Genomic DNA, 12,700 nt, shown 5'->3' on the forward strand with positions numbered 1-12,700 from the left:
GGTCAATAGAAATAAAAACTTTAATATTCCAAAGGTAACTATATGTCTAATCAAGAAAAGTACGCTCAAGCATTTATTGATACATTCGGTATAACACAAGAAAACCTTGTTGGTTTGAAGTATCAAGACATCAATGAATGGGATAGTGTTGGCCATATGAATCTCATGACGGTTTTAGAGGATGAATTTGATATTGAGATGGATATTGATGATATCACTGATTTTTCTAGCTATGAGGAAGGACAGAAAATTCTTCAGAAATATGGTGTAGATTTTTAATTATGGGACAACAGCCATTAACATTTGATACCCCGGGTATACTCGCATCCCAGCAGAATCGTTATCCTCTTCTATTTGTTGATAAAATTATTGAAGCTGTCCCTGGTGTGTCTGCTGTGGGAGTGAAAAACTTCACTTATAATGAGTGGTTTTTCCCTGCTCATTACGAAGATGATCCAAATGTTCCTGGGTTTATACTCGTGGAGTGTTTGGTCCAAACTTTTATCATGACTTTCTTAAGTAAAGACGAGTATAAAGGTAGTAAAACTAACTTTCTCGATTTGGATGGCGTGAGATTCCGCCGAAAGGTTGTCCCTGGTGACACTCTAATAATTAATGCGACACTTGAGTCATTCCGGCGTGGTATCGCGAAAGGTGTTGCTGAAGGTACAGTAAATGGTGAGTTTGCTGTTTCAGCTAGATTTACTGTTTCCGTTCCTTCCGTCTTTGAGAAATTCATCCCCAATAAGAAGTGAGTCTACGATGCGTGTAGCCGACTATATTTTTGATAAGCTTGCGTCTATTGGTGTTAAAACACCGTTTGTTGTCACGGGACGAGGTGCCCTTTTCCTTGATGATGCAATAGCTAAGCGAGATGATTTTGAGCCTTGTTTTGTTCATCACGAGCAGAGTGCATCTTTTGCGGCTATTGCTGCAAGTGAGGTGACCGGTACGATAGGATGTGCTGTTGTTTCTACGGGGTGTGCATCAACGAATGCACTAACGGGTGTTTTGTCTGCATGGCAAGATGGAATTCCAGCTATTTTTATCTCTGGTCAGAATTCACTTAATGAAACTACACGTTTTACTCAAAGTGGTATTCGAACATATGGCCAACAAGAAGCAGATATAATTGATATAGTTGGATCTATCACGAAATATTCGGTGATGATAACTGAACCAGATTCAATTAGATATGAGCTTGAAAAAGCACTATATCTTGCAGAAGAAGGTCGGAAAGGACCTGTGTGGATTGATGTCCCTCTTGATATCCAGAATATGAGAGTGGAACCTGATTTAATGATTGGGTACGAGCCATCAGAGAGTTTTATACAACCATCAGAAAATGATATTAATACCATTGCAAGTGACTTAACTCATGCTGAAAGGCCAGTCATTATGATTGGTAGTGGGATTAAACATTCAAAGACGGCTAATGAACTAGCTCAATTTGCAGAAATCCATAAAATCCCGGTTGTTTATACATTTGCGGCTGCTGATGCTTATGGTACAAAGCAACCGATGTCGATAGGATCGATTGGTTCTATGGGATGCTCCAGAGCTGGTGCTTTTGCTGTTCAAAATTCTGACTATCTACTTGTGCTTGGTTCTAGACTTACATCCATGACTACTGGGACTGATTATTGTAAATTTGGACGGAACGCAAAAATTGTTGTTGTCGATATCGATCGACAAGAGCATAACAAAGATGGTGTAAAAATAGATCAATTTGTACACTCTGACTTGAAGCTATTCTTTCGAGCATTGGAAGGCGTTGAAATCAAGCCTAGTACAATGAGTCATCACTGGCTAGAAAAGTGTTTGCATTGGAAGAAGCTGTTTAAAAATACGCATAAAGTTAATACTCAGCAGGAGTGTGTTGACTTGTATGATTTAGCTGATTCTTTATCTGAGCAAATGCCCAAAGATGCTGTTTTTGTTTGTGATTCTGGATTTGCTGATGTCATTCTCCCAACTAATATAGATTTTGGAAAAGACCAGACTTGTGTTCATCCTGTGTCTCAGGGGGCTATGGGGTTTGCTGTTCCTGCTGCGTTAGGCATTGAAAAGTGCTCCAAAAGAGCAACTATTGTTGTCGTTGGCGATGGTTCCATTATGATGAATCTTCAAGAGCTTCAAACAATAGCAACAGAAAAATCCAATATTAAGATTTTTGTCATCAATAATAATGCATATGCAATTATTCGAAGAAGGCAGAAAGAGCTATTTAGAAAAAGAACAATTGGCACTGATTCTAGCAATGGTGTGACATGCCCTGAATTTAAAAATGTTGCAGAATGTTTTGGCTTGGACTACCACTTCATCGAGAAAACCTCTGATCTATCTCAAGGGATCCAGACAGTATTAAGTATGGAAGGACCTGTCTTGTGCGAGATTATGGGATTAGAAGATCAACAATATGTAGAAGTTGCTTACGCAAAAACTGAATCCAAGAAATTCGTTAGGCGTCCGTTAGAGGATCAGTGGCCATTTTTGGATAGAGCGACTTTCTTAGAAGAGATGATTATTGATCCAATTGATCAATAATATGAGGTAATTAGTTATGTCTATCATTAAGTTAAATAATGAACGATTTATTGGAGGGCAACACGAACCTTATTTTGTTGCAGAACTAAACACCAGTCATTTTGGCGATGTTTCTATTGCTAAAGAAATGATTAATGCAGCGAAAGAGTGTGGCTGTGACTGTGTAAAGTTTCAGTCGTGGACAACAGATTCGTTATATTCGAAAACTTATTATGAGCATAATCCTATAGCTAAACGATTTGTAAAAAAGTACAGTTTATCAGAAAAAGACTTAAAAGATTTGGCTATTTACTGTGATGATAAAGGAATTGGATTTTCCTCAACGCCTTATTCTTTAAGAGAAGCCGAGTTTCTGGTGAATGAGTGTAATCCTCATTTCCTAAAAATTGCATCAATGGAGTTAAATAATAAACTTTTTTTGAGACAGCTTGGTAAGCTTGATACGGCAGTCGTTTTATCTACAGGGATGGGTGAGTTTAGTGAAATTGAATTTGCTGTGGACGAACTTATTGACGCAGGCGTTCAAAACTTATGTGTTCTACACTGTGTTTCAATCTATCCTGCAAAATCGGAAATGATTAATCTTAATAATATCATTTCATTGAGGGAGCGGTTCCCGAGTTTATCCATAGGTTATTCCGATCATACTATTGGATGTGAAGTCGCATCTGCTTCAATTGCTCTTGGCGCTAGCTTGATAGAAAAGCATTTTACCTTAGATAACCAAAAAATAGGTATGGACAACCAGATGGCGACTATGCCTGAAGAAATGAAGTTACTGGTTGAACAATGTAAGTCCGTTCATAAAGCGTTAGGTTCATACAAGCGTATCGTAACAGACGATGAGTATGAGCAGCGCAAAAATATGCGTCGTAGCGTTGTAGCTGCAAGAGATTTAGAAGAAGGGACAATATTAACAGAGTCCGATATTGTGCTGAAGCGACCAGGATATGGGATTCCAGCAGACACTTATGAGAGCGTTATTGGGAAAAGAATTACGAAAAAAGTTTTAGCAGATCATTTGATACTTCCTGAAACATTTAGCAAGTAGGTTTTGATGTTTTTATTTCCAGAGAGTAAATCAAAAATTATTACTGAAGATGGGAATGAATTTTTATACTCTGATCTTATGAAATTAGGTAAAGAAATTCATGATTTAATTAATGAACCTACTTTAGTATTATGTCAGGTTGATAATACCCTAGGAGGATTGTTAGGGTATTTGACTTTTGCTTATGGAGTACATGTTCCTTTAATACTTGGTGTTGATATTCATGATTCTCATCTAGATGATATAATTAAAAAATATCAGCCAGAGTTTTGTTGGGTACCTGAACGATTAGTACCAGCTCTTTATAAGAACAAGGATATTGTTTTTTCTAAATATGGTTATTGTCTTATTCGTTTAGGTAAGGAAAAGCATAAGAAATTACCAGAAGAACTCTGCTTACTTGCATCAACGTCTGGTTCTACCGGTAGCCCTAAATTTGTTCGGCAATCAAGAAATAATATATTTTCTAATACTAAATCTATTACTGAATATTTGAATTTAAGTGAAGAAGATGTAGCAATAACGTCCTTACCAATAACATATACATATGGTATGTCCATCATAAATTGTCAGATACTCTCTGGTGGAGATATTTTATTAACGAATAAATCTATTGTACAGAAAGAATTCTGGGAACAATTTAGATGCTATAATATTTCTATATTAGCTGGTGTTCCTTATACATTTGAAATGATGGATCGCCTTCGTGTATTCCGGAACGACCTACCACATCTTAAGAAAATATTACAGGCCGGTGGTAAATTAAATGAACATCTCCAAAGCAAAATCGCTCAATATTGTGACGCAAATGGGAAAGATCTCTTTGTCATGTATGGACAGACTGAAGCAACCACAAGAATGTCTTATCTTCCTCCTGAACACTGCTTAAGAAAAATTGGTAGTATTGGCATCGCGATTCCTGATGGTCGTTTTCAGATAATAGACCACTCTGGTAATGTTATAGAGCGTGCAGGTGATTGTGGAGAGCTCGTTTATATAGGACATAATGTATGTCTTGGCTATGCTGAATGTAGAGAAGATTTATATCTCCCTAATCAATGGAATGGTTATTTGAAAACTGGAGATTTAGCCTGCTTTGATGAAGATAATTATTTTTATATTAAAGGACGTTTAAAAAGAATTTTAAAGCATTTTGGTTTACGTATTAACCTTGATGAGATTGAACATCTAATTCAAATGAGATTCACTTCTAATAAGCTAGCGTGTGTAGATTTTGATGACTTTTTAATTATATTCCATGAAGGTATAATCGAAAATGAAAAATTATTAAAATATCTATCAGAAGTTACAGACGTGAAACGTGCTGGTGTGAAAATAATAGCTTTAGAGTCAATCCCAATACTTCCTAATGGGAAGGTAAACTATCAAAATCTTAGAACATTAGTTTAGTATAGAGATGATATGAGACATATTATTTTTTATAATAATTATTTAGATGGAAAATTTATACCTAATGAATATTAGTGTTATTATACCTGTATATGGTGCTCCAAATATTTTGGAAGAACTCGTATCCAGACTAAGCAAAGTATTAACTTCTATTACAACTGATTTTGAAATTATTCTTGTTAATGATGCTTGCCCTAAAGGCTCTTGGAGTGTTATATCAAATATTATTAAACAAGGAAATCGTAATGTTGTTGGTATGAATCTTTCTCGGAATTTTGGTCAACATAGAGCTATTGCGGCTGGATTAAATTATTGTTCTGGTGATTATGCGATTGTTATGGACTGTGATCTTCAAGATGTTCCGGAGGAGATACTAAAGTTAGTAGCGAAAGCACAAGAAGGATATGATGTTGTATTTGGAAGACGAGCTGTACGACAAGACTCTTTCTTTAAAAAATTCACTGCCAACTTGTACTATCGGTTATTTAACTACTTAACTGGATTTACGACAGACCCTGCGGTTGCTAATTTTAGTATTATATCTAGAAAGGTTATTGATAGTTACAATACAATGCCTGAACAAAATCGTCCTTATAGTTATTTTATTAGCTGGTTAGGGTTTAATCGGCAAGATATTGACATTCAACATTCTGCTAGACCAGAAGGAAAAAGTTCCTATACATTCAGTAAATTACTAGAATTTGCTATTGATAATATTATTTCAGAAACTAACAGACCATTAAAGATAGGAATAAAAATTGGATTTATTTTTTCTCTTCTATCCTTTCTATTTGGTGTTTTTCTCTGTATTAAATGGTATTTAGGTGATGTGGTAGAGGGGTGGACAAGTGTTGTCGTCTCTATATTTTTTACATCAGGTATGATAATGGCAAATTTTGGCTTACTTGGTCTTTATTTGGGTAAAACATTTGATGAAACAAAAAGAAGGCCTCTATATATTATATCTGATATAGAGAGATCAAGCACAAATAATGCTGATAAAGAATTAAGCATTGATATTAATACTGCCGGAAAATAATATAATGGTAAAAATTTTTGATTATTTTTACATATTCGCAACGATTTTTTTCACTGTATATGGTCAACTTATATTAAAAGTTCGAATATCAAAGTATGGTGCACTTCCTGCTGATTTTTTTGAAAAACTGAAGTTCTTAATTTTATTACTATTTGATCCAGGTATCTTTTCTGGTTTTCTAGCGGCCTTCTTAGCATCCCTGGCATGGATGGCGACAATGACAAAATTTGACTTAAGCTATGCATATCCATTTATGAGTTTGAATTTTGTTATTGTTATTTTACTTAGTTACATTGTTCTTGATGAACCGATTTCTTTAAATAATGTTGTTGGGGTTGCACTTATCGTGATTGGAACTATTGTTGCTGCAAAAGGATAAATATTTTTGTTATATAGTAATTTTAGGCTATTTCACTCTTTTAATATAAGTAAATATCGATATTGCTTATTACTGTTCACAATAATTTTTTTGATTTTTACAAGATATTTTTGGCTAGATGGAGAGGTCATTTCTCCTCACTATCAAGCAGAAGAACTTGCCAGTAATACTCAAGTTATCAATTTAAAAGAGAATCGGAAGTTTAGTGATTTTTCTAGTGTTTTTATCCCTGAAATAACTGGTTTTTTAAAAGGTAAACATTCTGGATGGTTAAGTCTATGGACAAATAAGAATGAACTGGGAAGACCTTTATACCATCTCTCCGGTTTTAGCCCTGCATATGTTCTAAGTTTAATTATTTCCAAATTCGTTGATAATGCATATATATATATAACAATATTGTCATTATCTATTGCTTATTTATCTGGTATATTTATTCTTTTATTTTGTAGAGAATGTAATTTAGCTCCATTGTCGGGGCTAGTAGCTGCTGTTTGCTTAACTTTTTCTCCTCCCTTCATGTATTGGCTTACTTTCCCCATGTTTTTATCAGTATGGTGTTGGTCTGCTTGTATACTATGGGCAATTCAGCGCATCTATAAAAAGAGAGATGCTTGGGGATGGTTAGGGTTATCATTTGGGTGCTATAGCTTATTAATGACAGGATATCCTCAGCCGATAGTATTTCATATGTATTTGATTGGAGGCTATAGCACTTTATTAATGTATAAAATTTATCGAAAGTCCATTAAAGATTTTCGATTGACTTTTTATTGGGGCGGTTCTGCTATAATTGTTGGTGCTATTTGTGCTGCTCCTGTTTACTTAGATTTAGCATATAATTTATCGCAATCAGCTAGAGTCTCTCCTGACGTTTCTTTCTTTACCAAAACTTTACCTGATTTTCATGGTGTTTGGGAATTCGTCAAATTCTTGATTCTTTCCTTCATACCAGAAATTTATGGGAACACTATTCAACTACCTTATCCTCTACATTATGATGGACTAAGTACCACATTATTTAGTTTGTTTATGTTGATTTTTTCTTGCATGTTTTCATTTAAATCTTTGAATGGTTATTCATATTATTGGTGGGCTTTTATTATTATAGCCATCATGTTTACTTTTATACCATCGTTATATGTGTTAGGTGTTGATTTCCTAGGTTTTAATTTATCAAGGAGCAATCCTTTAGCTACGCTTCTTCTTCCTATTATAATTATTATGGCATTTAGTGTGGATGCACTGTTAAAATATAAAGATTTTAATAGAATAAAAAGAGCATTGTATGTTGCTGGGTCTATTTCATTGCTTTTCTTATTTTTAGGTGTATTTTATGGTGTTCACTTATCGTTAAAGATATATTATACAAAAGTTATTTTTATGGCTCTTGTTATAATTTTTTCAATGATTACCTTTCGTAGCTATAAAGAGTATTACACCTGCTCTATTACTGCCGTTTTGTTGATATTGGTGTTTATTTTTTCTCCTGCTAAAGTGTTTCATAAAAAGCTTGATGAAATTATTATGACATCTGATTTAATAAAAATAATTCAAAATAATATAGGAAATAGTAATCTGGCAATTATTTCTTCTAATGTTAATCTTTTACCACCAAATATTAATGTGATTGTAGGGATTAACTCTATTCATAGTTATAATAGTCTGTCTTCTGATAAGTATCATTATCTTATTAAAGAGTTAGGTGGAAGCTCAATTACTTATGGTAGAATAAATAAATTTATAAATCCTGATTATAGTAGTGACTATTTTTGGATGAGTAATATAGGAATGATTCTGAGTAGAGATAAGTTAGATAGTCCGAATCTCAGCTATATTGATCACATGTCTGATTTATACGTCTATAAAGTTAATTCAGATTCAAGAATGGGACGTTCTATCCAAGTTATAGTAGATAAAGATATTGTAATAACTGACAATGATGTTAGCATAACTCATTTAAAAGACTCTCATCATAAAATTTTCAAACCTAAAGTTCAGTTATTGTATGATGATTTATTAGAATACAAAGTGGAAACATACAATGCAGAATCTATATTTATATTGAGCCAAAAATATCATCGAGACTGGGTTGCAGAGTTAAAAACATCTCAAGGTTGGTTACCAGCAAAGACATTGATTGTTAATCATGTTTTTCAAGGGGTACTAATTCCTAAGGGTGTGAAACAAATAAGACTTAAATTCAAGCCTTATGTGACTTATAGTTGGGTAGTACATGCCTTTTGGGGAGTACTGTTTCTGTTGTTGGTTTCATTATTGTTATATAAAAAATATTTTAGAGGAAGGCATGGATAAATCTAATAAAAATATACCATTTAACTGGCCATATATGACCGGGAAGGAGCTTTACTATATCTCTAATGCTCATTTTAACGGTGCATTAGCGGGTGATGGTCCATTTACAAAAAAATGTCATAGATGGCTTGAAGAACATACAACGTGTGAGAAAGCACTTCTAACACATTCATGTACAGCTTCTTTAGAGATGACCGCTTTATTGTTAGATATACAGCCTGGTGATGAAATCATCATGCCTTCTTATACTTTTGTTTCTACTGCGAATGCTTTTGTTCTTCGAGGTGGTGTTCCTGTATTTGTTGATATTAGAAGCGATACATTAAATATTGATGAGATGCTAATTGAATCAGCAATTACTTCTAAGACAAAAGCAATTGTGGTTGTGCACTATGCTGGTGTTGCTTGTGAAATGGACACTATCATGAATATCGCAAGAAAGCATAACTTGAAAGTAATTGAAGATGCAGCTCAGGGGGTCATGTCTAAGTATAAGGGAAGGGCTCTTGGGAGTATTGGTGATTTAGGTGCTTATAGTTTTCATGAAACAAAAAATGTAATCTCCGGTGAAGGAGGCGCTTTGCTTATAAATGACCCTGAGATGTCTCTCCAAGCTGAAATTATACGTGAAAAAGGGACAAATCGGAGTCAATTTTTTAGAGGTGAGGTAGATAAGTATACTTGGCAGCATATCGGTTCCTCTTTTTTGCCTGGTGAAATCATTGCAGCTTTTCTTTGGGCACAGTTGGAAGAAGCTTTATCAATTACCCAGAATAGATTGTCTAGCTGGGAGCATTATCATAACTTGCTAGCACCTTATGAGAAACAAGGTCTCTTGAGACGTCCTATCATTCCTAATGAATGTGAGCATAATGCTCATATGTATTATATATTGTTAAATGAAGATGTGGACCGGCAGTCGGTTTTAGATAGCTTTAGAAATCATGGCATTTCTGCTGTTTTTCATTATGTTCCTCTTCACTCTTCCCCTGCTGGTCAGAATTGTGGAACAACTTCTGGTTCTATGAATAATACAAACTCATTGTCAGAAAAGATCATTAGACTCCCATTATGGGTTGGTTTAACAACAGAGCAACAGGAGCGAGTGGTTTCTGTATTGGATAAATTTTCTTAAAATTTCAGCCACAAAACTATCTTTATTCAATACATATCATTTTTGAAACAATTGTACTATAAGAGCTATAGTTAAAAATATATCGAAATATTTCTATTAATAGGGGGAATTAGATTTTTGAAATTTTATATTTTCGATCTGATTTTTCCTATTATATACTATTGGTATTAGTTTAGATGAAGTGATATCTCATTAGACTGGAAATGTACCATATGAAATTTTTTGAGAAAATTTTTCTATTTTGATGAGCTGCATAATGAATGGCTTTAACATCAGGATAATATAAAATTCTAAACTTATTCTTATTTGCACGAGTACAAATATCAACATCTTCAAAATACATAAAGTAATTTTCATTAAAGCCATTTAAATGCTTATAACACTTGACTGTAAATAATAGAAATGAACCTGCAGCCCAATCAATACTTGTTGGTTGTTTTATTAATGACTTATCATAGTAATCATTTCTATTTATATTTAGAAGTGATTTTATTGGGTTCAAAAAACTTGGATACTTTCGAATAGAGTTATCATAAATAGTATAGTTTTTATCTTTGTACAAGTTAATTGTAGATATGTCACTTTTATACTGTTTGGCAAACTGAATCAAATTATCTAATGCCTCATTACTAATGCATACATCTGGGTTTAGGACTAAGAAAAAATCATCTATATTCATGTTCATTTGATTTGTAGCATAATAAAAAACCTCATTATTATTTGCACCAAAACCTTTGCATTCCCTTCCTTCTATTAGCTCAACATCTGAATTTACACAATATTCTTTCAGTGCTTGAGTCGAAGGAGTGTTAGATTTTAATATGACTTTATGATTTTTTGATAATTCCCCGAGGATATTGTTGTCAATAATCATACTATCATGATTATGATTGATAACTGATATGTAGAGTGTCATGAGCGCGACTCATTTTTAGGGTTATAACCAGTAGGAGCTTCAAAAAGAATATTTTTAATGCAGTTAATATCAAAATTATGGCAACAAATATCAAGTGCATCGACTAATTTATTCATGTTTTCCCATGACAGCTTATTCTCACTTGCTGTCATGATTTTTTTATGACTAGTTCCTTCAACATTTTCACCAATCAATAATTCTTCATATAATTTCTCACCGGGACGTAGTCCTGTAAAACGGATTTCGATATCCCCTTCATCTACTTTCCCGTCGTAATATTCTTTCATTCCCATTAAGTGAATCATCCGTTTTGCCAGATCCAATATTTTTACTGGATCTCCCATATCTAATACAAACACTTGTCCATTGTGTCCCATAGCACTTGCCTGAATAACCAGCTGTGCAGCTTCAGGAATGAGCATGAAATAACGAATGATGTCTGGATGTGTCACTGTAACTGGTCCACCTTGACGGATTTGCTTTTTAAACAGGGGGACAACAGAGCCTGAAGAGCCCAATACATTGCCAAAGCGGACCATAGTAAATGTTGTATCTGTTTCTTTATCGGCAAGTGCTTGTAACACAAGCTCGGCCATTCTCTTGCTGGCTCCCATAATGTTGGTCGGGCGAACGGCTTTGTCGGTAGAGACTAATGTAAAGTTTTTTACACCAGCCTCAATTGCTGCATTTGCACAAGACAATGTGCCAAAGACATTATTACGAATTCCCTCGACAATATTATTTTCAACAATCGGAACATGCTTGTAGGCTGCGGCATGATAAACCGTTTCTACATTGTGGGCCTGCATAAGCTTCAATACACGGTTTTGTCTTTGAACCGAGCCAAGTGCTGTTACAATTATTGTTTCTAGATTTTTTCGTGTTTTTACTGATTGTAGCTCTTGGTCAACTTTGTATAGGTTGTATTCATTGAGTTCGAATAGGATTAATGTCGCTGGGTTTTGTGCCAAAATCTGTCGGCAGAGCTCTGAACCAATGGAACCACCGGCACCGGTAACCATCACACTTTTACCAGTGATATTTTTAGACAATAACGTGGGGTCAGGGTCAACAGGTGCTCGTCCGAGCAAATCAAACAGATCCAGATCTCTGACGTCAGTTGCCCTTGCTTTACCGGTGGCAATATCCTCGACACTCGGTACGGACTGAACTTCAATCGGCCAGTGAGAGAGTTTTTCCAACAGCCGTAATCGTTCTCCTTTGCTGATATTATTGATCGCAAGTAGCAGTTTTATCGGTTGATAGAGAGACTTTAACCGTTCAAATTCATTGCTATGATGAACTCTGATACCAAACATAATTTGTCCGGTTTTAGTCGGATCATCATCCAGTAAGATAACAGGATGATATTCATCACCCTGTATCAGGGCATAAGCCAGATCTCTGCCAGTTGCACCGGCACCATATATGAAGACATTTGGCTTATGTCGTTTGTAATCATAGTAATAAATCGTTCTGATCAGGATCCTGGGCCCTCCCAGAGTCAGAATGGCTAAACCAGCATAGATAAATGGGACACTTCTGGGAATGAATGCCTGAAAGAAAAAGCCACTGAGTGAGAGTGTGAGTGAAGACAGAAATACAGCTAAAAATATATGTCCGATTGCTGGAAGCATCATATAGCGAAGCACAGCACGATACATCCCAAATCGAACGAAAGTGATTAAAGTGACAATGATTGTTGCTAAAACACAAAGTCCTTCCCTATATCCTAAAGTGAAATGAAAACCATCAAGACGTAGAACCATGGCAAACAATAATGATATCAGTACAGCAAAAATATCATAAAAAACACTAATGATACGTTTATTTCGGCGTTTGGTTTGGAATAGTAGTTGAATCGGAGTAAACATTGCTTTTATGCCCAATTGATCTCATTAAGAGAT

The 12,700-nt window shown here is 34.8% G+C and carries 11 protein-coding genes; 9 read left to right on the forward strand and 2 right to left on the reverse strand.

Going from position 1 to position 12,700, the window contains the following annotated elements; genetic code table 11:
• The first annotated feature begins 42 nt into the window (after positions 1 to 42).
• From OCV37_RS00825 to rffA, 9 genes are all read left to right on the forward strand, one after another.
• Positions 43 to 279, forward strand: coding sequence for an acyl carrier protein (locus tag OCV37_RS00825; protein ID WP_038178849.1), 237 nt, complete (start codon positions 43 to 45; stop codon positions 277 to 279).
• A 2-nt stretch (positions 280 to 281) separates the two neighbouring features.
• On the forward strand, positions 282 to 755 hold the full coding sequence (locus OCV37_RS00830) for a 3-hydroxyacyl-ACP dehydratase FabZ family protein (protein ID WP_038178847.1): 474 nt from the start codon (positions 282 to 284) through the stop codon (positions 753 to 755).
• Between the two features lie 7 nt (positions 756 to 762).
• A complete protein-coding gene (locus OCV37_RS00835) occupies positions 763 to 2,547 on the forward strand; it encodes a thiamine pyrophosphate-binding protein (protein WP_038178845.1) in 1,785 nt (594 codons plus the stop codon).
• Positions 2,548 to 2,563: 16 nt separating this feature from the next.
• Complete coding sequence (locus OCV37_RS00840) at positions 2,564 to 3,598, forward strand: N-acetylneuraminate synthase family protein (protein ID WP_051680359.1); 1,035 nt, start codon at positions 2,564 to 2,566, stop codon at positions 3,596 to 3,598.
• A gap of 6 nt (positions 3,599 to 3,604) precedes the next feature.
• Entirely contained in the window at positions 3,605 to 5,008 is a 1,404-nt protein-coding gene (locus OCV37_RS00845; RefSeq protein WP_038178844.1) for an AMP-binding protein, read from the forward strand.
• Between the two features lie 64 nt (positions 5,009 to 5,072).
• On the forward strand, positions 5,073 to 6,047 hold the full coding sequence (locus OCV37_RS00850) for a glycosyltransferase family 2 protein (protein ID WP_211252034.1): 975 nt from the start codon (positions 5,073 to 5,075) through the stop codon (positions 6,045 to 6,047).
• A gap of 4 nt (positions 6,048 to 6,051) precedes the next feature.
• Positions 6,052 to 6,426, forward strand: a complete 375-nt coding sequence (locus OCV37_RS00855; protein WP_038178841.1) for an EamA family transporter — start codon at positions 6,052 to 6,054, stop codon at positions 6,424 to 6,426.
• 6 nt (positions 6,427 to 6,432) lie between these two features.
• Positions 6,433 to 8,742, forward strand: coding sequence for a hypothetical protein (locus tag OCV37_RS00860; RefSeq protein WP_157634884.1), 2,310 nt, complete (start codon positions 6,433 to 6,435; stop codon positions 8,740 to 8,742).
• Positions 8,735 to 9,877, forward strand: coding sequence for a dTDP-4-amino-4,6-dideoxygalactose transaminase (gene rffA, locus OCV37_RS00865; protein ID WP_038178838.1), 1,143 nt, complete (start codon positions 8,735 to 8,737; stop codon positions 9,875 to 9,877). The genes OCV37_RS00860 and rffA overlap by 8 nt, the downstream gene beginning before the upstream one ends.
• Positions 9,878 to 10,049: 172 nt before the next feature.
• On the opposite strand, the gene OCV37_RS00870 is transcribed toward rffA, so the two are convergent.
• Together OCV37_RS00870 and OCV37_RS00875 are read right to left on the reverse strand one after the other, a co-directional pair.
• On the reverse strand, positions 10,050 to 10,793 hold the full coding sequence (locus OCV37_RS00870) for a glycosyltransferase (RefSeq protein ID WP_038178836.1): 744 nt from the start codon (positions 10,791 to 10,793) through the stop codon (positions 10,050 to 10,052).
• Positions 10,790 to 12,667, reverse strand: coding sequence for a polysaccharide biosynthesis protein (locus OCV37_RS00875; protein WP_038178834.1), 1,878 nt, complete (start codon positions 12,665 to 12,667; stop codon positions 10,790 to 10,792). The genes OCV37_RS00870 and OCV37_RS00875 overlap by 4 nt, the downstream gene beginning before the upstream one ends.
• Positions 12,668 to 12,700 lie beyond the last annotated feature (33 nt).

The sequence above is a fragment of the Vibrio rhizosphaerae genome, assembly GCF_024347095.1.
Classification (GTDB): Bacteria; Pseudomonadota; Gammaproteobacteria; order Enterobacterales; family Vibrionaceae; genus Vibrio; species Vibrio rhizosphaerae.